The sequence below is a fragment of the Sphingobacterium sp. BS-2 genome (assembly GCF_046161205.1).
Taxonomy (GTDB): domain Bacteria; phylum Bacteroidota; class Bacteroidia; order Sphingobacteriales; family Sphingobacteriaceae; genus Sphingobacterium; species Sphingobacterium mizutaii.
Window position 1 is genome coordinate 220,661 of record NZ_JBIXGO010000019.1, and the last position, 26,025, is coordinate 246,685.

Annotated in this window: 14 protein-coding genes and 1 pseudogene; 14 read left to right on the forward strand and 1 reads right to left on the reverse strand. The window is 42.6% G+C overall.

Going from position 1 to position 26,025, the window contains the following annotated elements; genetic code table 11:
- Positions 1-19 precede the first annotated feature (19 nt).
- The 6 genes and pseudogenes from ACK2WI_RS12870 (at position 20) to ACK2WI_RS12895 (ending at position 7,831) form a co-directional block, all read left to right on the forward strand.
- Complete coding sequence (locus tag ACK2WI_RS12870; RefSeq protein WP_409151215.1) at positions 20-619, forward strand: TetR/AcrR family transcriptional regulator; 600 nt, start codon at positions 20-22, stop codon at positions 617-619.
- A 79-nt stretch (positions 620-698) separates the two neighbouring features.
- Complete coding sequence (locus ACK2WI_RS12875; RefSeq protein ID WP_409151216.1) at positions 699-3,452, forward strand: TonB-dependent receptor; 2,754 nt, start codon at positions 699-701, stop codon at positions 3,450-3,452.
- Between the two features lie 24 nt (positions 3,453-3,476).
- Positions 3,477-4,751, forward strand: a complete 1,275-nt coding sequence (locus ACK2WI_RS12880) for a parallel beta-helix domain-containing protein (RefSeq protein WP_409151218.1) — start codon at positions 3,477-3,479, stop codon at positions 4,749-4,751.
- Positions 4,752-4,753: 2 nt separating this feature from the next.
- Positions 4,754-5,806, forward strand: coding sequence for an SO2930 family diheme c-type cytochrome (locus ACK2WI_RS12885; RefSeq protein ID WP_409151220.1), 1,053 nt, complete (start codon positions 4,754-4,756; stop codon positions 5,804-5,806).
- Between the two features lie 40 nt (positions 5,807-5,846).
- Positions 5,847-7,241: pseudogene (locus tag ACK2WI_RS12890) on the forward strand (aldehyde dehydrogenase family protein).
- A 134-nt stretch (positions 7,242-7,375) separates the two neighbouring features.
- On the forward strand, positions 7,376-7,831 hold the full coding sequence (locus tag ACK2WI_RS12895) for a hypothetical protein (RefSeq protein ID WP_409151222.1): 456 nt from the start codon (positions 7,376-7,378) through the stop codon (positions 7,829-7,831).
- A gap of 49 nt (positions 7,832-7,880) precedes the next feature.
- Here the strand turns inward: ACK2WI_RS12895 and ACK2WI_RS12900 are convergent, their stop codons facing one another.
- Positions 7,881-10,478 (reverse strand): TonB-dependent receptor, encoded by a 2,598-nt coding sequence (locus tag ACK2WI_RS12900; RefSeq protein ID WP_409151224.1) that lies wholly within the window; start codon positions 10,476-10,478, stop codon positions 7,881-7,883.
- Between the two features lie 552 nt (positions 10,479-11,030).
- Between ACK2WI_RS12900 and ACK2WI_RS12905 the strand changes: the two genes are divergently transcribed.
- The 8 genes from ACK2WI_RS12905 to ACK2WI_RS12940 all read left to right on the forward strand — a co-directional run bounded on the left by ACK2WI_RS12905 (position 11,031) and on the right by ACK2WI_RS12940 (position 26,024).
- Positions 11,031-13,595 carry a hypothetical protein gene (locus ACK2WI_RS12905; protein ID WP_409151226.1) on the forward strand — a complete coding sequence of 855 codons (2,565 nt, stop codon included), beginning with the start codon at positions 11,031-11,033 and terminating at the stop codon, positions 13,593-13,595.
- Positions 13,596-13,871: 276 nt separating this feature from the next.
- On the forward strand, positions 13,872-14,663 hold the full coding sequence (locus ACK2WI_RS12910; RefSeq protein ID WP_409151228.1) for a TonB-dependent receptor plug domain-containing protein: 792 nt from the start codon (positions 13,872-13,874) through the stop codon (positions 14,661-14,663).
- The gene (locus ACK2WI_RS12915) at positions 14,664-17,069 is read left to right on the forward strand and encodes a SusC/RagA family TonB-linked outer membrane protein (RefSeq protein ID WP_409151230.1); all 2,406 of its coding nucleotides are present in this window, start codon (positions 14,664-14,666) and stop codon (positions 17,067-17,069) included.
- Positions 17,070-17,083: 14 nt separating this feature from the next.
- Entirely contained in the window at positions 17,084-19,051 is a 1,968-nt protein-coding gene (locus tag ACK2WI_RS12920; protein ID WP_409151232.1) for a RagB/SusD family nutrient uptake outer membrane protein, read from the forward strand.
- Positions 19,052-19,067: 16 nt separating this feature from the next.
- Complete coding sequence (locus tag ACK2WI_RS12925; protein ID WP_409151234.1) at positions 19,068-19,799, forward strand: DUF3823 domain-containing protein; 732 nt, start codon at positions 19,068-19,070, stop codon at positions 19,797-19,799.
- 61 nt (positions 19,800-19,860) lie between these two features.
- Positions 19,861-21,189, forward strand: a complete 1,329-nt coding sequence (locus ACK2WI_RS12930; protein WP_409151236.1) for a glycoside hydrolase family 71/99-like protein — start codon at positions 19,861-19,863, stop codon at positions 21,187-21,189.
- A gap of 220 nt (positions 21,190-21,409) precedes the next feature.
- A complete protein-coding gene (locus tag ACK2WI_RS12935) occupies positions 21,410-22,384 on the forward strand; it encodes a hypothetical protein (RefSeq protein ID WP_409151237.1) in 975 nt (324 codons plus the stop codon).
- A 478-nt stretch (positions 22,385-22,862) separates the two neighbouring features.
- Positions 22,863-26,024, forward strand: coding sequence for a TonB-dependent receptor (locus ACK2WI_RS12940; RefSeq protein WP_093100062.1), 3,162 nt, complete (start codon positions 22,863-22,865; stop codon positions 26,022-26,024).
- Position 26,025: the final 1 nt, after the last annotated feature.

Genomic DNA, 26,025 nt, shown 5'->3' on the forward strand with positions numbered 1-26,025 from the left:
ATTTAACTTTAGTCAAGCGATGAATAAAAGAGAACAGGTAAAGAGTCGGATCGAACAGGCCGCGATGGAATGTTTTGAACGCTATGGTTTAGATAAAACCACTTTAGAAGATATTGCAAAGGCCGTTGGGCTGAATAAAACATCGTTATATTATTATTACAAGAAGAAGGAGGACATATTTATCGAGGTCGCCTTGCGCGAAGGTGAAAAATATATCCAAACGCTACAGGAAGCTACAGCACAGAAGACCGAGATTGAGGAATGCGTGGCATTCTATCTGGAGTCCAGGTTCAATTATTACACCCAGGTGTTGAATATGAACCGGGTATCGGTAGAAACCCTGAACAAGCTTCTGCCTAGATTTTTTGAACTGTATGATGCCCTGATGCATCGTGAAAAGGAATTCTTGACGGCACTTTTGGAAAAGGCCATTCAAGAAAAGAAGATCAGGATGAAAGATCCAAAGGAAGTGGCTTCCGTATTGATCAATTTCACTGATGCCCTGAAGCACAATGTTGAACAACAAGCTATTCTCAAAAGAGAAACCAATATAGACTATACTCAAAGCCTTAAAGACATTAAAACACTCGTGACTTTAATATTTGAAGGAATAAAGTAGACTTAGCAGATCCCCCAGGTAATAGAGTTTTATGGAGCTTGTTTGTAATTGTAACGAATTATAAACTAACCAATTTACCATGAGAAAAATTGCCTACCTAATTTTGGTGATTTGCTTCCTTGCACCTTTTGCCGCAATTTCCCAACAAATTGTTCAAGGTGTTGTCAAAAACCAGATTACCCAAGAGCCCGCAACGGCTATTTCAATTCGCGTCAAAGATGATCGTGCAGGAACTTTTACTGACGATAAAGGCCACTTTCAACTACGCTTGAACAAGGGCTTTCCCATTACCTTGATGGTCTCCTCCATCGGCTATGAAAAACAGGAAGTGCTAGTCGAAAGCAATCAGAGCCCTGTTTTGATTGACCTCGTCCCGACTTCTACGCTGGCACAGGAAGTGGTGGTCTCTGCTAGCCGCTCTGTGCAGACCAAGCTGTCTTCGCCGGTGACGATCGAACAGATCAGTACCAAGGATGTGCAGAACTCGCCCCAAATCAACTATATGGATATGGTGCAGGGTTTACGTGGGGTAGATGTGACTGTTTCCAGTTTGGGTTTTACCTCGGTAACGACTAGGGGATTCAATACCAGTGGTAATACCAACTTTACGCAGATCGTGGATGGAATGGATAACCAGGCTCCGGGATTGAACTTCCCTTTGGGTTCGGTTATCGGGCTTACGCAATTGGATGTAGACAATATTGAGTTATTATCGGGAGCTTCTTCTGCGCTCTATGGTTCTAGGGGTTTGAACGGAACCATGGTCATGACCGGGAAAGATCCTTTTAAATATAAAGGTTTAAGTGTGTTGGTTACCCAGGGGGTGAACCATGTCAACAGCAAAAAGAACAATGATCCTGTATCGGCATCGCCGGTATACGATTGGGTCATCCGCTATGCCAACACGGTCAACGATAAATTTGCCTACAAGATCAATGCGCAGTATTCGAAGGCCAATGATTGGGTAGCCAATGATATGCAGAACAAGAATGGACCGGGTGGTCCGGACGTGGATCCGAATTACAATGGTATGAATATGTACGGAAGTGCTACAAATACGGATATCAATCCTTTCCTGTATGCTGCTATGATGGGGAATCCAGATTTGGCTCCATTGATCGAGCCGATGTTGGCGAAGCCAAATTATGTGGCTAGGACGGGATATCCGGAATGGGGCTATTTGGACAATAATGCCAATATGTTTAAGATGAATGCGGAGCTTCGCTATAAGATCAATTCCGATTTGGAAGCCATCGCATCAGGAACCTTTGGTACGGGTAATATCGTTTATACCAATGATACCCGTTATCAGATCAATGATTTCAAGGTGGCGCAGTACCGACTGGAGCTGAAAAGTGAAGATTGGTTCGTTAGGGCTTATACCACCCGTGAAAATTCAGGAAATACACTGATAGCTGGTCCTACCTCGCAGTTGATCAATGAGGGCTGGAAGGTAAGTTATGATGGCAATGTTGGCGGATGGTACCCAGAGTATACCGAGGCCTTGGTTACGGCATTGGCAACGGGTTCTGATATGCAGGCTGCACATATTGCCGCCAGGCAATTTGCTGATCAAGGAAGATTGCTGGAAGGTTCTGAAGGATTTAATGCGCTGAAGAAACAGATTTCCCAAACGCCGATCTCAGAAGGTGGAACACTCTTCTTGGACCGCTCGAAACTGTATAACGCCGAATTCCAATATAACTTCAGGAAATTGATCCCATTTATGGATGTTATTGCTGGAGTGAACTGGAGGTTATATAGCCTGAATTCTAAAAATACCCTGTTCCCTGATTTGGACAAACCAATCAATGTGAAAGAATATAGTGGATATCTATCCCTTGGTAAGCGTTTGGTGGAGGATCGTCTGACCTTGAACACCTCTTTCCGTTTGGATAAGAATACCCTTTTTGGCAAGCCTAGATTGACTTCTAGAGCATCTGCTGTATTCCAGACTGCCTATCAGAATTACTTGAGGTTATCTTATCAGAATGCCTACAGTTTCCCTTCAAATATACAGGCCTTGCAGAATACCATGAACGGTTTTAACAGCTACTCTTCTGGAGGTTCGAACCTGTTGTTGAATGATCATTATCACTTCAACGAATTCCCGCCATATACCTTGGCGAGTGTACAGGAATTCCAACAGACCAATGATCCATCTGTCTTGAAGAGATTTGAGTATGATGATATCAAGCCTCAAACAGTGAATTCATTCGAAGTAGGTTATGCGGCATTGATCGCTAAGCGTGTCATGTTTGATGTATTGGGTTATTTCTCGACTTGGGAAAACTTTATCGGCTATGCGAATGTGGCAAATAGCCCAGGTACGGATGATGTGAATGCCTTCAAGGACCAAAGCAAGTACATTACTTATAATATGGCCTTCAATGGTGGTGAAACAGTAAATACTTATGGTTATGCGGCCAGTGTAAGTGTGGATCTGGGCAAGAACTTCTTGACGAAGGTGAACTACTTCTCAGATTTCCTGAAGAATAAGAACAATAGCCAGATCAATAATTTCAACACGCCGAATTACCATGTGAACATGGAATTTGGTAATAGTGGCTTTGGAAAGAAACAAGTTTGGTCTTTTAATACTACCTTAAGGTATAAGCCGGGATTTCATTATGTTGCCGCTGGAGGATTGGGCCAAGGCCAAGTTCCTTCATCGACCGTCATCGATGCACAGATCAGTTATAAGATTCTGAAAGCACGTTCAGGAATCCGCATCGGAGGAACCAATATTACCAACAAATACTATTCGACCGGTATTGCTAACCCGAGGATCGGAGCGATGTATTACGTTAGCTATGCCTATAATATTTTTTAAGATTAACCAAAAAAAACAAATCACATGAAAAGCATTTCAATAGTTGCAATCTTCTGTTTGGCCCTGTTGGTCGGCTGTAAAAATACGGCTGATAAATCCAGCGGTTATGGAACGCAATTGAGTTTTGGCCCTGGGGAAGAAGAAAAAATTGAGGAAGCATTCCTTTCTCTAAAAGACAGTACAGAGATCTTTCTGAAAGAAGGGAACTACAAGTTCCAGAACCTGAGTATAGCGCAGGTCAATAATGTCCTGATCCGTGGGGCTGGACCGACGAAAACCAAACTGAACTTCAAGGACCAGGAGCAAGGCGGGGAAGGTATCCGTGTGACGGATGTGACCAACTTCAAGATTCAAGGTATGGAAATCAGGGATTCTAAAGGAGACCTGTTGAAAATAAACAACGGTAAGGATATCGTGATTTCTGAATTGCATGCGATCTGGAGTACCGCAGATTCCACTAGTGGTGGCTATGGCATCTATCCCGTGCTATGTAGCAACGTGCTCATTGAAAATTGCTATGCGGAAGGCGCGTCGGATGCAGGAATCTATGTGGGGCAGACCAAAGGGGCTATCGTAAGGAACAGCAAGGCGGCTAAAAATGTGGCTGGCTGTGAGATCGAGAACTCTACGGACGCCGAAGTCTATAACAATGAATTCTATGACAATACCGCTGGTTTCTTGGTGTTCGACCTGCCTGATCTGTCGCAACGTGGCGGAAGGATCAAGGCTTACAACAATAATATCCACGATAATAACTTCAGGAACTTTGCAAAAGCGGGCAGCTTTGGCACCTCTTGGGGAGTTGGAAATGCCTCGCCGGGTAGCGGGGTCATAATTTTGGCGACTTCGGATGTCGAGATCTATGATAATAAGATTAACAATAATAACAGTTCGGCCATTACCATCGCTTCTGGATTTACCGTGGATGATAAGGCAGCGGAAAAAATCAATGATAAATACTCTCCGATCCCTACCAATATCAAGATCCATGGCAACAGCATTACAATGGGTAATGAATTCCCTAAACCGGCATTCGAACATCGGGTTGGGCAGTTGATCATTGCAACGGAACAGCAAATGAACGGAATAGATCCTAACAGGAAGAACAAGAGGATCCCTGCGATTTTATATGATGGGGTGACCAGTAATATCATGACCCAAGGGTCTGAACCGAACCCTGATCAGGTTTGTATCAATCAGCCGGGTGAAAATATGTTTGTCAATGCGGACTTTGCTAATGTAAAAGATCCAGCGAATTGGAAGCCAAACAGCAATGTTCAACCTTTTGAATGTAAGTAAGCATGTCTAACTTAATCAAAATATCTTGTTGTTTCTTGTTCTTGGTTTTCATGATTCAAGCATGTCAAAACCAAGGCAAGAAACAGCAAAATACCAATAAAGAATTCCAGTTTAAGGAGAAGCTATCTGATTATGGCTTTTTCAAAGGAAAGCTTTCGGAGTTAAATCCTAATCCTGAATTGATTTCTTATGACCTGAGCAGTGCACTATTTTCGGATTATGCTATCAAAGATCGTTTCATCGTTTTGCCAGAAGGCAGCAAGATGAAGTATGTGGGCAATGAGGAATTGGAGTTCCCGGATTCGACCATCATCATCAAGAATTTTGCCTATCGCAACAGCAATGATGAGAAGATAATGATCGAGACGAGGCTATTGGTCAAGGACCCATTAGACCATAATTGGAAGGTAATGAACTACCTGTGGGATGAGAAACAGGACGATGCGGTGAAATTTATCCGCGGTGTAGTCTTGCCGATCAGTTTGAAGGATGATAAGGGGAAATTGCACAAAACCAATTATATGGTGCCAAATACCAATGATTGTAAGCGATGCCATATCCAGGATTCCAAATTGTTGCCTATAGGTCCTAAAGCTAGGAACATGAATTTTACTCGTGCAGGTCAGACCGAAAATCAATTGGTTTGGCTAGCAAAGGAGGGTCACTTGGAAAATTTACCCGATCTGCAGCAGATCCAAGCCTTGCCGAATTGGTTGGATAAAGCAAATTTCAGCTTAGATCAGCGTGCAAGGGCCTATTTGGACATCAACTGTAGCCATTGTCACCGTAGAGGGGGTGATGCCTTCAATACGGGGTTGTTCCTAGAATATACGGAAACAGATACGGTACGATTGGGCCACCATAAAGGACCAGTTTCGGCAGGTGCTGGAGCAGGAGGCTTGGATTTTGACCTCGTGCCTGGATCTCCTGACAAGTCCATATTATATTATAGGATGAACAGTACAGAACCGGGGACGGCTATGCCTGAACTTGCTCGATCGATAATCCATACCGAAGGGGTGGAATTGATAAAAGATTGGATAAAGCATTTGTAATCAAGAACTATTAGAAAAAACAGCATAAAGAATTAGAATAATGAATGATTCAATTCTACAATTGTTTGATGTTCAGCAAGAACATCAACAGGAGCTTCGTATGAGTTCTGCGAGCGTGCGTATCGGTAAGTTACGGCGGTTGAAGGCTAATATCTTAAAGTTTGAGAGCCGCATATTCGAAGCTCTGGAGGCAGATCTTCGAAAGAATGCCTATGAATCTGCTTTAACGGAAGTGTATTTTATCTATAGTGAAATTGATTATGCGATCAAGCATCTTCCTTCGTGGATGCGGAAGAAAAGCAAGCCTTATACATTTACTAGTTTTTTGTCGAAAAATTGGATCCAATACGAGTCTTTGGGTACCTCTTTGATTATTTCTCCTTGGAATTATCCTTTCCAACTGAGCATGAGTCCATTGGTTTCTGCGATTGCAGCAGGATGTTCGGTGATTCTGAAACCATCGGAGTATAGTCCAAAAACTTCTGAAGTTATAAAAGACTTAATAGAGGAGACCTTTGCGGAGAAGGAAGTGAAATGCCTATTGGGGGAAAAGGAACTGGCAACGGAATTATTAAAGCTACCATTCAACAAGATATTTTTTACGGGGAATCCCGAGGTTGGTAAAATTGTCATGAAGGCAGGGGCGGAGCATCTTTCGAGCGTCACGCTGGAACTAGGTGGTAAGTCGCCGGTCATAATTGCGGAGGATTATGATCTAAAGGCAGCCGCCCTTAAAATTGCTTGGGGTAAGTTGATCAATGCCGGGTAGACCTGCATTGCCCCCGACTACCTCTTTATTCCGCAAGGGGCTATAGAAAGTTTTAACATTGCTTTCCAAGAGGCTTGTCGGGAATTGTTCTATCAAGATGGTGAACTTGACTATAACCGCTATGCGAAAATCATCAATAGCCGGCATCAGCAGCGAATTGAGGGGCTTTTGGATGATGCTTTGCAGCGGAACGCCAAAATTCTATGGCAGGCTAGTGGGGGAGATCAGCAGTCGATATCACCTGTGTTGATTACAGATGTTGACCAAGGGAGCAAGATTATGGAGGAGGAGATATTTGGACCGTTGTTACCTGTCATTCCCTATACAGATCTACAGGAGGTGGTGGAACACATCAATGCTAGGCCGAAACCATTGGCAATGTACATATTCTCGGATAGCGGTTCTTTTAGTAATGAACTGCTGAAGCGTTGCAGTTCTGGGTCGGTCTGTATCAATGATGTGCTGATCCAGGTCTCCAATCCTAACCTTCCATTTGGCGGTGTAAACCACAGTGGGATAGGGAGCTGTCATGGATTTTACGGATTCAAGGCCTTTTCCCATGAAAGAGCAATAATGAAACAAACTAAGTTTTCTTTTTCAAAAATGATCTATCCACCCTATCAGGGTAAAGAATCCATTTTCAAACTATTGAAAAAATGGATGTAAAAGGGTTTGATCGTTAGTTAGTAGGTTTAATTGATTGAAGGGAGTCTCCAACTTTTTGGAGGCTTCTTTTTTTATTTTAAAACCTTGGAATAGTTTGTGTTGTTCTATGCTGTGAGTCAATAATACGATATCCAATGAAATCAATATTATATATTATCCCAGTAGCTATATTTTTAAGCGCTTGCAATAGCCCTAAGCAAGAAAACAATTCCGCAAATATACCGATAGATAGCGTCCAATCTGTCCCTGAAACCTCGGATAGCACACAAATCAATCTTCAGGAGAAGGCCATAGAACTTAAGTCAAGTTGGGATTCCATCCGCTTACATAAAATCTCGAAAGTGTCGGATACCATTAGCTTCGATAGTAAGGATTTCAAGCAGATCAATGCAGAATTGCACAGTGACAAACCGGGAAATATCCGTTTTAATATGATAATCCTGCCTGACAACAATAGCGATGGTCCGTTTGGAAGGGACATACAATATACCTTGGATAAAAAAGGAGGCTATAAATTGATCGTTGGAGAGAGCTTGATGCAAGGCGATCCTTTTGATGGTAACTATACCATTCGCTTCAAAGGGCAATAAAAAAAGAACCTAGCCTTTTGGGGAAGGCTAGGTCCAAACGATAACCTATTTATTTAGAGAAACTTTTCAAATTGTACCTTATAGTTAGTCCATAAGTTCTAGGGTCAGCTATGATGCCGGCATATTGCCCATAGCTACCTGGAGCAGCCAGTAGCTGTTCATAATAATTCTTGTCCGTTAGATTACGGCTCCAGACCGACAAAGAGATCCCATTGTCTGCTTTGAAGCCCAATCGGGCATTGAGTAAGGCATAACCGTCAATGTTCAAGTATTGGGATGGCGATGGACTTGATGAAAATTCCGACCTATAAAACAGATCTGAACCTAAGAAGAAGGAGCCCTCTAGCCCGATCAAATTGCCTTTTTGACTCAATTCAGCACCCAATGATGCTGACCATTTGGAGATACCTGGCAATCTTCCTCCGGAGATATCTTTAAAGGCTTCAGGACCTCCTACCTCCTCCAAGGGCACAGGCGCATTGCTGAATTTTACATATTTTCCATCAGTATATGCGGCTGCGGCATTAATTCGTAGGACATGTCCTACGCGCAGGCTCCCGTCCAGTTCTATCCCTTTCACACTGACCTTTTCAGCATTCGCTAGATACCCTCGGTTTACACCTGGTTCGGGTGTCTGTACCAATGTTTGATAATCCTTGATATCGGTTTGGTAGAGGGTTAGATTAAGGATGGAATTTCGGCTAGGACTAGATTTCAAGCCTATTTCTTTATGGTTTACGGCTTCCGGTTTTACCCTTGCCAGGTCCAGTAGGACCTCGCCATTGGCTGTCGGCAAGCCGCCTACATTTATCCCGACCGGCTTGTAACTTATAGCATAGGTTGCGAAGGCATTCAGATTCCTGTTCCACTTGTACTGTAAGGAAAGCTGTCCAGATAGATTGCCAGCGGAGGCATCAGTAACAAAGGATTGATTGGTATATACAGTTTTTTTGAGGGCCAATAAGGCGGGATCTTCCGTTTGTAAGCCGCCATAAGTCTGTCGATCGTAGTTGGCCTCTTTCTTATCGTAGTTATAGCGTAGGCCCGGAAGGATATGGAGCTTATCCGTTATTGCCCAGTCTAATTGTGTATATGCCGCTAGACTGGTTGTTTTGATACCATATTTGGTCTTGATTCCAAAGTTGTCGAATAATCCTGGTGTACTCCATAAATCACTGTTACTGTTCTGCGCAAATCGCCAAAGTGCTGATCCAGCCTCTTCGGTATGGACAGGGTCTGTCCGTAAATCTTGGTACAACCCAAATAGTCCCGCCACCAAATCGATATTTTCCCTTATTTTACCCGAATAACGAAACTCTTGGGAGTATTGGTCATGCGCGGAGTTGCCCGCGGAAATGGTAAATACCGGAAGGCCAAGGTAATCACGGTCATTCAGGGGAACCCACTTCCAATAACGCCAAGCTGTCGTAGAAGTCAGGGTTCCATTGGCAATTTTGATATCTGCATTCAGGGAAATCCCTCCGAGTTCATTATCCGCCTTGGACTGCGTGTTTAGATCAACCTTCCTTTCAAAGGCATTTTGATAAGGCTGTTCATAACCCAAATCTTTGATAATGGCATTGAATTGGCGATAATCAGCACGTTGTGTTTCCACTACTCCCGCTATTCCCCATCCGTACCCATCAGGTTTTTGGATACTTTTATCAGCAGCAAGGCTGATGTTGATCTTCTCATTGGGCTTATAGAGCAATTGCGCTCTTAGGCCCAGATTATTCATGTTGTTGATCGCTCGATTGCTATTCACATTAAAGAGTGTCCCGTTGCGCTGGGTTCCCGAGAAAGATATCCTGGTAGCCAATTTATTAGTAATTGGACCCGTCAAAGATGCTTTGCCTTGCAGGAAACCATAGTTTCCATAGCTTAGTTCAAAGTTCGCCGAAGGCGTAAATTCAGCTGGTCTTGATGTTACGTTAAAGGCTCCCGAGGTGCTGTTCATCCCGAATAATGTTCCTTGCGGACCACGTAGCACCTCGACCTGTTCGATATCAATAAAGTCCAGCCAAGTTGCCGCGGGTCTCGCTAGATAAACACCATCTAAATAAAAGCCCACTCCTGGATCAATTCCGTCATTGGTCAAGCCATAAGTAGAGCCCAAACCACGGATATTAAGCGTGGTATTTCTAGCGTTGGACGCATAAAGCTGAACGCTTGGTGCCAATTCCTTGATCCGGTTCACATTGAATGCTGACGCATCATCAATGGTTGCTGCGTTTATCGTAGTTATCGGGATCGGGATATCCTGGATCTGTTCCTTCCTTCTCCTAGACGTCACCACGATCTGGTCCAGCTTCTCTAAGCTGGGTTTTAATAGGATGGTTGCAGGAGATTGATTCACTGATATTCGTTTCTTTTGATAGCCGATCCTTGATATAATCAGTTTAAAGGGAAGTTTTTGCCCAGTAATAAAATGGAATTCTCCATTTTCATCAGTCTTGACTTGGTGAGTTACCCCATCTAATTGAAGGGTGACGTCGGGTATTGGTTCGCCACTAATGGAATCCAATACGGTTCCTCTCAGGGTAGCGTTGATGATCGCTTGTGGTATTTCTTGTGCTATGGAGTTGTTATTGCTTACAAAAAAGGCAATAGCAAGGCTTAGAAAGCTAAAAGTTTTCTTTAAAATCATGAAGTAAGTATTAGGGTTGATAATTACTCCCGGTCTGCAGGAGCTTTAAAAGATTGGATAAGCGGAAATGTTTTTCAATCCCCGCTTTATCCTATTGGGGGAAGATAATGCCGTAGCACATTCGCTTTGTTTCTAAACTAAGCTTTTGCTGCCTATTAGTGGTTCTGTTTTTTGTTGGGTTTTTGAAGGTTGATTTTATTCTATCCATTGTGACTGTAGCTTGTTTTACAAAACAAATGTAAAGAGTATTTACAAATAAAGTCTACTAATTTTGTAGACTTTATTTCTGGTAACCATTAACCGGCTGAATATTAGTGAAATAAATTTTAAATAAACTGTAAAACAGTTGTTCTTTTCAGAGAAATAGGTTGCCATTTACACACATTTGAGTCAGGGAACCGATGGGTTAATCCCATGATTTTTAAACATTGAAAATGGAATTCTTCCAGGAAATTAAAAATTTTGCTTAAAAACTCTTTTGCTATTCAGCGAATATGAAGTAAATTACATTTTGCTAAATCATTTTTCTGTACTAGCTAGCCAATTCTAATAGTGAGACGTTTATTTTTTAAGATACTTGTTACCATATATGTTTTTGCCCTCATTCTATTCTGCCAAGAGTCTTATGGACAGTATGGATTAGAATTTTCCAGCCATGAAAAGGAACTGGATAAGAGAACGAGCCTATTGATCGGCACTGAAAAATCGATAGATCTTGCGAAGCAAACCGAATTGACCTTTGACCTTCAGTTTAAACCGTATCAACAAGATTACTTTGGATATATCTTCCGCCTCATATTGGATGAGAAATTAAATATTGACCTGATCTATGACCGCAGGCAAGATAATGGGAGGCATTTCAAGCTGGTCGTTGGAGATAAGTTTACCGATATCAATTTTGATATCCCAAAAAACGATCTCTTCTACCAATGGAACAAGATCAAGATCGTTCTGGATAAGGAGCAGGGCAAATTAACCCTTTCAACTGCAAAAAACAGCTTCACCCATCAAATGGACCTAAAGGACCGTTCTGCCTTTAAACTCCTTTTTGGATTCAATGACTATAAATTCTTTCAGAGTTCTGACCTGCCGCCCATGCGGATCAAAGATGTTCAGATAACTTGCAATAAAAAGCTTTGTCATCATTGGAAGCTAGATGAAATAACCGGCAATACGGCGAAAGATAATCAAGGATTGGAGGAAGCCTTTTCCAAAAATCCTTCTTGGATAAAAAGGCAACGGCAAGAATGGAGACTGGAGAATGAATTCTATGTTTCCGGACAGGCTAGCGTAGCCTTTGACCATAAGAACGAAAGTGTCTACATCGTATCAGAAGACTCCCTCGTCCGAACCAATCTGGGAGCTACGGTCAGTACCTCATGGCCTTACCTGAATCCTCCCCTTTACATGGTCAATGGCAGTCAATCCTTGTTTGATCCGAGCTCAGGAAAAGTCCTCAATATTTCCATCGACCAAAAGGTGGTATCTGCTTTTGACACGCTGACCAGATCTTGGACGCAATCCTTCCAGCATCCTGCGCATGGAACGCATTATCTGTCCTTCAACAAATTCTACTCCGCAAAAGATTCCAGTATTTACATGCTGGCTGGATACGGCCATTTCAGGTACAAAAGCTCCATCCATAAATACCACGTCCCTAGCAATACTTGGGATAGCCTTTCATTTGGCGGAGATCCTCTATTTCCGCATTATTTAGGGGCTATGGGGGTGGATAGAGATGGCGTCTACCTCTTGGGTGGCTATGGAAGTACCACTGGAGACCAGATGTTGAATCCAAAGATCTCCAACGATTTTGTACTGATGGACATTGATTCCAAAACTTTCAAGACCCTTGGCGAAATCAAATTTCCTTTTCCAGAAGCCGTATGGGCCAATTCATTGGTCGTCGACGAAGCAACCAATACCATGTATGGCTTGATGTTTCCAAGGAATAAATTCAAGTCTTTCTTACAGCTGGTGTCCATGTCCAAGGACGGAAAGAACTTCCAGGAGTTGGGTAGCACCATCCCCTTTGATTTCCATGATATCAAATCATTTTCGGATTTCTTTTACTCCAAAGCCTCCAATCGATTTGTTGCTGTCACCCTGTTCTATGATAGCGCATTGAGTCAGAGCAGAGTTCGGATTTACAGCCTTTTGGCACCCGCTCTCCCGTATCAAATCTTAGAGGGAAGTGCCCAATCGAAATCTAATAACTGGATCTTGATTAGCGGATTAGTAACGTTGGCGGGTTTAGGGCTGCTATTTTGGATCTGGAAAGCTAAAAGAAAAAGAACAATAGCCCAAAGTAACCCTAATATTGAATCCGTAGAGCAGCAAGAAAGACCAGTTTCTGCTCCTATCCTAAAAGAAACGGCCATAAAAAACAGCAAGATCGAAGGAGCGACCATCAATCTTTTCCGAGGTGATATCCAGATCTTTGATCAGCAAGGCGAGGAAATCACCAAACAGTTCTCGCCCTTATTGAAGGAATTGCTGACCATGTTTGTCGTTTACACTATTTACCGAGGCAGGGGCGTTAGCTCCGAGAAACTAATGGAGATCTTCTGGTCTGATAAGTCCACTTCCAGTGCAACCAACAACCGATCGGTGAATATTGCCAAGATCAATGCCCTATTGGAACAAGTAGGCGAAGTTAAAATCTCTAAAAAAAGTGGCTATTGGAGCATAGAGAGCATTGAAAACATCCATATCGACTTCTCAGACTTTATGTATCTGTTCAATAAATCTGAAAACTTAGCTAAGGATGATATAGAGCAATTGCTCAAGATCTTGGAAAAAGGAGGGTTCATGTTCGATACAGATTATGAATGGCTTGACGGAATCAAAGACGAGGTCTCCATCCATGCTATCGGCTTGCTATCTAACTTAATGAAGAGTCTGGATTTTGAAAAAGACTCCGAGACCATTATTGAAATTGCCAACAGAATCTTCCATTTCGACTCGGTCCATGAAGAGGCCATGGTCTATAAATGTAGAGCACTGGTGCAGCGAGGTTACCACAGCCTAGCCCGCCAATGTTTCGAGAACTTTTCCCAAGTTTATCAGCAATTATACGATGAATCCTATAGCCGATCTTATCGGGAAATCGTATAAAGTAAAATATTAATAAAAAATAAGGTGCTGAATTTCAGCGCCTTATTTTTTAATTCCCCGGCATTAATGTTTTATTAATGCTTTGTTATAGTCCCCAAATTAATCTTGTTTCATAATCAATTTATAAACGATGAGACGAAAGCAAGAAACCTTTATCCTGCCTGATACCTAATCCACTGGAGCCTCTGGTTTTAGAAACCTGAGGTCGTATCGACACCTATTTTAATACTTGATGGCGACATCAAGAGTGACTACCAATTTTCAACAAATTAAATTATGGGATTAAAAATCATCAATTCCTGCTCATCCTATTGGGGCAGGCGATTCAAACAATTATCCTGGCGATTGGCGATAGTACCAGTTTTGACTTTATCCTTGGGCACCGTATTTGGGCAGCAAAGGAATGTCAATGGTACAGTAAAATCAACCGACTCAAAACCTTTAGCTGGGGCAACCATCAAAAACACCAAGACCGGCATCAGTACCACCACCGACTCGCAAGGATTGTTTTCCATTGCCGTATCTCCCGGTGATCGCTTGGTTATTTCTTATGTGGGTTACCTAGGACAGGAAGTCCTGGTCGAAAACAATTCCAACATCCAGATTGAATTACCAAACGACAATACCACTTTGGAAGATGTCGTGGTAGTTGGATATGGTACACAGAAGAAAGCGACCCTAACAGGAGCTGTATCCTCAGTGACCAATAAAGAAATCACGATTACCAAAAACGAAAACGTCGTGAACATGCTTACGGGCAAGCTTCCCGGAGTGCGTATCACCCAACAGACCGGACAGCCTGGAGCCTTCGAATCCAATATCGATATCCGCGGAATGGGCGAGCCCTTGATCGTGGTGGACGGAATACCTAGAGACAAAGATTATTTATCCCGAATGGATGCTAACGAAATCGAAAGTGTATCGGTTCTGAAAGATGCATCGGCTGCGGTTTACGGGGTTCGCTCCGCAAATGGGGTCTTACTTGTCACTACCCGCAGAGGAGCCAGTTCTGATCAAGGTTTTGAAATTGGCTATTCCTATAACCGTGGTTTCCAACAGTTCCTCTAGGTGCCTAATACCGTAGGTGCAGCCGACTTCAGACGGTTGCGGAATGAAGAATTATGGAGAAATTTCAATAACAACTACCCAAATAAATTACCAGCAACTTGGGATGATGCCAGCATCAAAGAATATGAGGACGGAACTAAACAGTCTTCCAACTTCCTAGACGCAGCATTCGATAAGACTTCCCCGCAACAACAACATAACCTGACCGTCAATGGAGGCTCTGAAAAGGTAAATTACTTTTTCAACTTGGGCTACATGGACCAAATGGGCTCCTACAAAAGCGGAAGTTTAAACTACAATCGATATAACTTCCGCTCCAATGTGGACGTCAAGATCACCGAAAGGTTAAAAGCCTCTTTGGATCTAGGTGGTTATGCCGATGAAACCAACCAGCCAAGAACGGATATGTGGGCGGTGTACAAGCAGGCTTGGCGACAAAGACCAGATATCCCGATCTTCCTGAACAATAATCCGATGTACCCGAACTTTGACATGATCGACAATGAGCATCCTGTTTCTGTTACTGATGCTGCACAGACTGGATATAGGAAGTTCTTGAGAAAACAATTCAATGGTATCCTTTCCTTGGAATATAAAATCCCCTATGTAGATGGATTGATCGCCAAAGGAACCTACAACTATGATTTCAAATACTCAGACAATACCGATTTCAAGAAATCTTACCCATTATACAGCTACACTCCGCCGGTATTAGGTCCGAATGGCGAAATCGTAACTCCGGAGCGCTATGATGCCCATGAGAAAAATGCACCATCTTCCGTTCGTCGTTCGGCTTATCCGGATTCGCACACCTTGATGCAATTCTCCTTGAACTACAACAAGTCCTTTGGTTTAGGGCACAATGTTTCCGGATTGCTATTATTCGTTGAGGAATACAACAAATGGGATAGTTTCTACGCCCAACGCGAGATCAAGGTCAACTCCGAATACCTATTTGCTGGTGAGGCTAAAAACCAATTGGCAGATATGGAGGGTATTGGCGAGCGGACCGCTAGAGGTTTTGTTGGTAAATTCAACTATGATTACAAAGGTAAATACCTAGCCGAATTCAGTTTCCGTTATGATGGCTCGTCCAAATTCCCAAAAAATGAACGCTGGGGCTTCTTCCCGGGTGCTTCCGTAGGTTGGAGGATCAGTGAAGAGAACTTCATCAAGGACAACCTAAGCTTTGTTAACAACTTAAAGATCCGTGGTTCCTATGGTGTCCTTGGGGACGACCGCTCTGCGGGCAATTACCCATCCACCTTTGTTGGATTTGCATTAGACCCGAATAACCTAGGATGGATCTTTGGACAAGATATCGTTAGTGGTGCCTTGCCAACTGCTATTCCTAACCCGAACCTGACTTGGTATACCTCAAAGACAGCCGATGTGGGTATCGATGTGGATCTATGGAATGGCCTATTCGGCATGACCTTCGATTACTTCAACCGCTATCGCGATGGTCTATTGGCAACCCGTCTGGACCTGATTCCGGGAACTGTAGGGGCAAACCTGCCACAGGAGAACCTAGAAAGCGATCGTACCTTTGGATATGAGGTTTCCTTGACCCACCGCAATCAAATCAACGACTTCAATTATTTTGTGAATGCACAGGTTTCGACGACCAAAAGCCAATTTAAAAACAGGATCGAATCCCCAGCTGGAAATTCTTATGACCACTGGAGAAACCGCTATGCAGACCGCTACAAAGATATTTGGTGGGGTAATGAATATGTAGGGCAATTTGGCTCGTACGAACAGATCTATAACCACCCAACACAGATCGGTAGTGGAACCTTGCCCGGCGATTACTATTACAAAGATTGGAATGGCGATGGTTTTGTCAATGGAAATGATGACCACCCGATCGCGACTTTCAACATGCCGTTGATCAATTACGGTTTCAATATCGGTGCATCATGGCGAGGTGTGGACCTAGCGATGAACTTCCAAGGAGCGAATAAGGTCTATACTCGATATACAGAAGTACTTGCCGCACCATTGCAGTTCCAAGGAGGAGCATTGACACAGTTCTTGGACCGTTGGAGACCGGTAGATCCAAATGCGGATCTGTTTAATCCGAATACCCAATGGATATCAGGCTATTATCCATCTACTGGATCGCCTATGGCTGAGGGTACCCGTGCTATTCAAGATGCTTCCTACCTCAGGTTGAAAACCTTGGAGCTAGGCTATACCTTCCCGAAAGAATGGTTGGAATCTATCAAAGTGAAGAGCTTCAGGTTATATGTTAGTGGTTATAATTTGATGACTTGGACAGGGATGAAATATTCCGATCCTGAACACCCTGGGTCAGAAGGAGGTTCATCATCACACATGGTGGATACCTACAAATACCCATTGAACAAGACCTATAACATTGGTGCATCCATTAAATTCTAAGTTTAATTGACATTATGAAAACTACATTATCAAAAATATTGGCTGTCCTGCTGCTGGTTTTAGTAGGTTCCTGTCGTAAGATGGACCTTGAACCTCTAGGCGTTTTGGACGAGAAAGCCTTATACGGAAATGAAGATGGCGCAAGGAAATTTGTTTCCGGTATTTATAGCCACCTTCCAATTGAAGACTTTGTTTACCATCCAGAAAGAGGTTTCCGATGGGACAATTATTGGGTGAATTCCGATATCTTGGCCGCTGTATCTGGAGAGATGACCGGACAGTTCTGGGGCGTTGCTGGTGCCCAGGGTTTCGGCTATTGGCCTTATGACCGTATACGGAACGTCAATGGATTTATTGCCGGCTTGCCTACCTACAAAGAGAACTTCTCTGAAGATGGATATAATAATATCCTAGGCGAAGCTCACTTCCTACGTGCATTCTTTTACTTTGCCTTGGTAAAGCGCTATGGCGGGGTACCGATCGTAAAAGAAGTCCAAGATCCGCAAGCGGAAAAGGAAACCCTATTAGTACCGAGAAATAAGGAAGCAGATGTATATAAGTTCATCCAAGAAGATCTACAATTTGCTGTAGATAACATGTCTAGTACTTCTGAAAAAGGAAGGGCGAATAAGTATGTGGCAGCGGCATTATTGTCCCGTGCGATGTTATACGCGGCGAGCGTTGCCAAATATGGTTTCTACTCCAATTTACAGGGCGATGCGGTTAGCAAAGGCTTTGTCGGTATCCCAAGACAGGAAGCCGAATGGTTCTATCAAAAAGCTTATGACGCGGCGACAGTGGTGATTAATGGGCCGTATTCTTTATACAACAAGAAACCAGAAGACAAAGAAATGAACTATGTGGATGTGTTTATCGATGATAACAGTCCTGAAGATATCCTGATCAAGCAATATAATATTACAGCGCCTTATGGCACCCGCTTGAAACATAGTTATGATGCTACTTTGCTCCCTAACCCAACCTTTTCCAGTGATGCTGAATCCATGGCCTACCCGGTTTACAATATCGTTGAACTGTTTGGCGAATTGCCATTGAATGACGCTACTGGAACTCCGATCCGTTATACGGATCGCAGGGAACTGTATGCCGATGCTGAACCTCGTCTTCGCGGAACCGTTTATTTCTCTGGAATGGAATTACGTGAAGGTGCTGAAAAGCGAAGCTTTGATATGCAGCGCGGGCTTTATGTTTCTTTTCCGGGTAAAGCTAGCGATGCGCAGATGGGTTCCAATTCAGCTCCTATCAATAGTGAAGCCAATAGAATCTTGGCCGGACCAAAAAATACGCAATATACCTATAAGGGAACCAAGGTTTCGGTAACTGGAGAGCATGGTATGTGGAAAGACGGACATGCCAATAATAGCCGTACAGGTTTCTATGTCCGTAAATACATCAACTATAAGATGTCTACCAAAGAAGTGAAATTTTATAGCAGTACGCAGCCATGGAAGGTCATCCGCTTGGCAGAAATTATGCTGAACAAGGCAGAAGCAGCCTATGAATTAGGCTTGTTGAAGTCTAATGACGCCTTGAAAGCCGAAGCCTTTACCTATATCGCCAAGATTCGTGATCGCGCTGGTGCTAAACCTTACGCATACAACCCTACAGCTGCCAACATCACTAAATATGGTTATCCGTTGGATGGCAACCTAAAGTTTATCCGCGAGGAAAGAGAAAGAGAGCTATGCTTTGAAAACCATCACTGGTGGGATATCAAAAGATGGAGGATCGCCGATGTCGAACTGAACAACTTTGTTCCTAATTCCCTGATGCCATACTTGGTCTTGGATGAGTTGAAATACAAACCAAATGGTGAACGCATCAACTCCTACATCTTTATCAAGGAAAGGGAACCTTGGAACAAGACCTTCAATTTTGAGAAGAAATGGTATTACGAGCCTCTTCCGGGTGGAGAGCTGAACAAGAATCCAAATTTATATCCTCAGAATCCTATTTATTAACCTAATGAGAATGACAATGAAAAAGATATTCTTACTATTCACGGTGCTCCCTGTCCTTTGGCTGAGTTCCTGTGCAGATATCGATAATTTTGAAGCGCCCAATGCCACTATTTCGGGTAAGGTTTTGGATAAAACGACCGGTGAGCCCTTTTTGACAGGACCTGGGGAATTTGCGATCCGCCTTTTGGAAACCAGTTATGGTGAGAATCCGGCACCTCAGGACCTTGCTGTAAAGCAAGATGGATCCTTTATCAACAATAAACTGTTTTCTGCTACCTATTCCATGCAACCTTATGCAGGGGCATTTTGGCCAGCAGATATTGTTACAGATTTCAAATTAAGCGGATCGGGGACCCAAGATTTCCAAGTGACCCCTTACCTTAAGATAAAAAATGCAAAATGGGTGCTGAAGGAAGGGAATAAAATTGATGTTTCCTGTACCTTGGAAGCACCTATTCCCCAAGGTTTGCCACAAGTGATTGAGGTCCGCCCATTCTTGAGCTTGACCCCATATTGCGGTGCCGGGAACCGTATTGAAGCCTATTACAAAGATGAATTTAGGATTTTGATCAATAAAAACTGGGAAGAAATCGGTAATATGGCTACTGGTATTGGTAAAGAAACCTATGCCATCAATGATATACCTTTGAAATCCGGATACACCTATTACTTCCGTATGGGAGCAAAGGTTCGCGATACTTTTGAGAAATTCAACTATTCTGATGTAGTGGTGATCAAGGTTCCTTAGAACCCGATGAGATATAAAACTATTTGCTAATCAATAAAAGATACATGCTATGACATTTAATATGAAAACATTTAACCTGTTTCTGCTCGCCCTAGTAATCGGGATGCTGAGCGCCTGTTCAAAGACAACGACCAATCAGGAGAAAGAAGAGCCAGAGGCATCTAATCCCATAGACTCTACAGATGGCTACGACACTTCGGGTTTATTGTACCCAAAGTATGAAGGATTGGTGATGGCTGGCTACCAAGGCTGGTTCAATGCCGAAGGTGATGGAGCCAATAGAGGTTGGTACCATTACCAAGGCGACAACAATGTGTTTGAACCCGGAGTGACCAAAGTGGATTTTTGGCCAGACATGACCGAATATACCAAGAAGTACAAATCCCCTTTCAAGTTTGCCGATGGTTCTGATGCCTACCTTTTCAGTTCCAATGATGAAGAAACCATTGATCTCCATTTCAAGTGGATGAAGGATTATGGCATCGATGGGGTGCACATGCAGCGCTTCTTGGGCGAGGTGAAACCGAGTAATCCTTCTGGAAAAGCTCATTTCAACAAGGTCTTGACCAGCGCATTGAAAGCGGCTAAGAAGTATGACCGTGCAATTAGCATCATGTACGATCTGAGCGGATCAGGGCCTGAAGACTTTGCCGCATTGGAACAAGACTGGAAAGAACTGGTTGAGACCCACAAGCTTTATGATAAGGAGGCTAATCCAACTTACCTGTGGCATAATGGAAAACCTCTGATGACCCTTTGGGGCGTCGGCTTTAGTGATGATCGTCGGTATACGGTCCAAGATGTAGATAAGCTAGTAGATAAACTGAAAGCTGGAGAGAAGAAAGTTTCCATCATGTTGGGGATCCCATATTACTGGCGTACGCTGGACCGAGACACCGAAGCCGACCCTGCATTGCATGCATTGATCAAAAAGGCAGATATTATTATGCCATGGGCGGTAGGTCGTTACAAAATGGAAGATTTCAACCCTAATATCGTGCGCGAAGATATGCAGTGGGCTGCGCAAAACAAGGTCGATTATGTGCCATTGGTTTTCCCAGGCTTTAGTTGGGGGAACCTGCAGAAAAATCCAGAGCTCTATTATCAAATCCCAAGACTGAAAGGCGATTTCATCTGGAAGCAGATGTCCAATGCGATTTCAGCAGGAGCCATGTCCCTGTATGTGGCCATGTTTGATGAAATCGACGAAGGTACAGCCATTTTTAAATCGGCAAGAGAACAGGATACGCCATTGAATGGAGATAAATACAGGTTTGTCGGGATTGAAAACGACCTGCCTACCGATCATTATCTTTGGTTAACCGGAGAGTCTGCAAAATGGATAAAAGGAGGAACGGGATACACTGCGGAAAGACCGGTAAGACCTTAATATTTTATCAGAGAATAGCTGGTTTGTTAGTTATTATATAGATGGTTGGAAAGCGAGCTTCATGCTCGCTTTTCTCTTTTTTGCCTGTTTAATATATCGAAAAAGCCTAAGCAAATTATATAAATGTGTCAGATATTGAGCCCTTTACATGCTTAATAAAATCAGAGAAAGGACTAATTTCATTCTTGTAACCAATCATGGGTACAATAATCGCACTGATATGAAAGCTTTAAAAGTTACACGGCCCAAATTTTGGGTACTCCTGATTTTGCCAATGCTGCTCCAACTGATGTCTTGCTCCAAAGACTCGAATGCAAACCCTGAAAATCAAGTCCAACCAGACTTGAAGTTAGGTTTTGATACGAGTTTCGCCACCTTCGGCGAATATGTAAAGACGGAGGATAAGGTATACGTCGATAAAAACCTGAGGCAGGTTGAAAAGAGCAAAGCGGTCTACTATTTGAAAAGGGATTTATTAGGCCGGGATATCGTTCCTAATGATGATGAGACCGGAAATTACTGGGAAGATCGCAAGTATTTCAAAGGAACGCCAGTCCTGCTTTTCTTTTATGAATATTACCGAATCGATAATAATCAATTGCATTTTGCGGTAAATGTTTCCGAGCTTGAAAACACCAATACCTATATGTTCCATGGAAAGGCATTATGGGCATCCAATGATAAACCTCTAGCTCAAGGAGCTTATTCTATAGGCGAACTGGACGGAGACTTTACGGTGTACAACCCCAATGGTTCCGTTAAAGAGCAATTTGGTTTCGATCGCGGCCGCAAATATTCCAATATGCAGAAGCCCGAAGATGTATATAAACCATTAGTAGGTAAGTGGGAAGCTGTTGCGGCGCAGGATGGAAATTTCAAGATGATCAGCCAAGTCTATGAACTGAATTCAAATGGTTCCATTAATTTTTATCCGGTTACCTATCTTGGATCAGGCGGAACAACCCCTTCATGGAGACCTGTTGACGGCGAAACCATCAAGACCTTAGGCTCGTGGAAATACACAGGGCAGAGTTCAAATTCAGGTAACATGGAATTGTTCTTTAAGGGAAATTCCATTATGAAAGGTACGCTGACCATTGTCTCTGGAACTCAGTTTAAATTGAAGCCGACCTGGGTCGATGATAACTTTAAGAACGAGAATTCCTTGAAGGAATTAATCTTCAAAAAGAAGTAATAAAAACGCAAGATTTCCCTGTGTTTTTAGACTAAAAAATAGGGGTTTCATTCGAGGCATATTCGAGACTTATTCGAGAATCCTTCGGGGATGGTTCAAGTTCTTTTTTGGACCATTCTGGTGTTTTCGGAATATGTCTCGAATGAGGTGCAAATGAAGTCCAAATTATGGAGCTGATTTTCCTAAAAAATAAGCTGATTTACTTTTTATTGCATTTCTGTTTTAGCAAATTCATTATTCATCCCTCTGAAAATACAGTTTACACAGTATTGTGATAGATTTTTGTTGACTTATAGTTAGTTATAAGTTTGGTGGTTGCGAGTTGAAATGTTATTTAGTTTTAAATTAAATGATTTTCGTTAATAAAACAACCGATTGCGCAAAATACGCAAACGTTTGAGTTAGCTTAATATTTTAGCAACATTAATTTAATAATTATTTTAAACCAATCTAAACTTTATAATAATAACTGTTAATAATGAAAAAAAGGTTTACTAAGCAATCATTAGTAAACAAATCTTACTACTTAGCTTCAGCCCTTATACTCGGAATTACCATGCCGAATTATGGATTTGCCACAACGCCTAAGTTTGACGTAAGCCCTTTGTTTGCTCAAAATCAAGAAACTGTAAGAGGAACGGTTTCAGATGAAAATGGACCACTCGCTGGAGCGACTGTAAGTCTGAAGAACAATTCCCGAGTTGCGACTTCAACGGATGAAAATGGACAGTTTTCGATCCAAGTACCTTTAGGAGAAACTTTAGTCTTTTCAGCTATTGGCTATGCTACCCAAGAAAAAGTGGTGGATTCCAATAGCATCAATGTTCAATTAAGCTCATCCAACCAAGATATTGACGAGGTTGTCGTAGTTGCTTTTGGTACCCAGAAGAAAGTGAACTTAACAGGTTCGGTGGCTTCGGTTACGCCAAAGCAATTGGCAGAGCGACCAGTGACTTCATTGCAAAACGCTTTGCAAGGGGTCTCTCCAGGAATTACGGTAATCAGTAGACCAATGGCACCTAAAAAAGGAAACAATGCGACCTTAACTGTCCGCGGACGTTCCAACCTAGGTACACCAGGACCGATGTATATCATCGATGGGATTCCTGCTACAGGAGCAGAATTTGCAGCAATCAGCCCAGCGGATATTAGCAGCATGTCGGTATTGAAAGATGCAGCTTCGGCTTCTCTTTACGGTTCTAGAGCGGCTAACGGGGTCATCTTGGTCAATACAAAACGTGGTGGCGGCGACCGTGCCATCATCGGTTTCTCCGCAAACCAAGGTTGGCAAAGCACAACCTTCCTGCCGAACTTTGCGAACTCATTGGAATATATCGAATTGTATAACCGCGCCATGAAAAATGCCGGTAAACAAACCATCTTTACCGATGATATCATCGAAAAGTACAGATCTGGTTCTGATAAAGACATGTACCCGAATACCAATTGGTTTGATGAAATCATCGATCAATCTGCTCCACAGAGGGATGTGAACTTAAATATTAATGCGCCTGGAAAATTGGCTAATTACTATTTAGGTTTAAATTATTTCGATCAAAACTCCATCGTGCCCGGTATGAAACAGGACCGTATCAACATCAAGTTGAATACACAGAGTGATGTGATCGAAAACTTGTTGAAAGTTGGGACGAACATTTCCTTCTTAAAACAAGATTACGACCGTCAAGGTGGTGAAATCAGTTGGGTTGAGATGGGAAGAGCATTGCCTATGACAGTTATGCAGCAGTCGAATGGTGAATACGGTACCATTTCCAATGGAGTAACCAATGCGACGATCGCAAAGAACAACCAATTGAGAAATATCCGTGAAGCTGGACAGGGAAGAAACAGAGATAATTACTTGCAATTGGCAGGTAATGCCTCTTTGACTCCTTTTGAAGGTTTCTCATTGGACGGATTGGTTTCCTTGAAATATACCAATACCAATAGTTGGGATTTCATCAATCGATTAAATCCATTAACAGATTTCTTGACGCAAAAGCCTTTACCATCAACGGCAGTTCCTATCAATGAATTGAAGGAATACTGGGGTAAACGTGAGGAGTTATTGCTTCAGGCATTGGCTAATTACGAAAGACGTTTTGATGATCACTATGGTAAGATTACTGCCGGTGTGACGCAAGAGTCTAATGTATACAGAGAGGCTTTCTTAGGTCGTAAAAACTTTGTAAACAATGATCTAGAAACCATTATCAATGGTTCTTCTGCACAAACAGATGTAAGTAGCGATGGAACTGGACTAGCGAATAGAACGATTCAGGATGAATGGTCAATCCGTTCTTTCTTTGGTCGTTTCAACTATAACTATCAAGAGAAATACCTTTTCGAAGCGAACGCTCGTATAGATTATTCTTCTCGCTTTGCGCCTGAGGTTCGCAGAGCATTCTTCCCATCCCTATCAGCAGGATGGAGTATTGATAAGGAGCAGTTTATGCAAAACGTGAACTGGATTGATGCCTTGAAATTAAGAGGTTCATGGGGTTCATTGGGTAACCAAGATGCGGTTGCAATCGGTAACTACTTCAATTTGATCAGTATCAGCTCGCTATATAGTTTTGAAGGTGTTCCAGTTGATGGTGCCTTACAGACTGCTGCAGTAAACAGGGGGGCGCTATGGGAAAAAGTGTACCAATCAAACGTAGGTTTGGATGCGACTTTATTCAATGGTAAAGTGAACTTAACTGCTGAATATTATATCAAGAATACAAAAGGAATCTTGTTGCAGCCTACTTTCTTGGCTACTTCAGGATGGGGAACAGCAGCTTACTTTAACCAAGGTGAAACCAAGAACAAAGGTATCGAGGTGATTGCTACTTACAATGGACAAGTTGGTGAAGAATTTAAATATTCAATCTCCGGAAATATCTCTAAGATCAATAATGAGATCATCAACCTAGGTACAGGTAGAGATGAGATCGTGAGTGGTTATTACATTAACCGTGTTGGTGGATCAGTTGGTGATTACTACGGATATAAATCAGATGGTCTATTCACTTCCCAAGAAGAGATCGACAACCACCCGAGCCAAAAAAGTATCGCTGGTAACTCCAAGATCGGTGATATCAAATATGTAGACGTGAATGGTGATGGCGTTTTGGATCCAAAAGACAGAACGATCCTAGGTAATGATGTGCCTTGGTTCAACTATGGTTTTGCGGTAAACGCATCTTACAAAGGTTTTGACCTGAACGTCCTTACTTATGGTGTTGGAGGCGTGAAAACATACTTTGAGCAAGAGGCTGCACATCCTTTCTTTAACGGTGGTAACATCAAAAAAGAATGGTTACAAGGTTGGACAGAGGAGAACAATTCGGCAAATGCGCCATTCCCTCGCATTACCTTAACTGGTGATGCTCAACAAAACTACATTACTTCTGATTTCTGGTTATTCAGTGGAAATTATTTCAGGATCCGTGCCATTACATTAGGATATACTTTCGACAAGAAATTGATCGAAAAGGCAAAAATGTCTAACCTAAGGTTGTTTGCGTCCTCAAATAATCCATTTACGTTCATGGCAGATAAGAGATTATCCGATTATGATCCAGAAACAGGTTCAGGAAGAGCAAGCTTCTTAGGCGTGAAAACTTTCTCTATCGGTTTGAATGCTAATTTTTAAC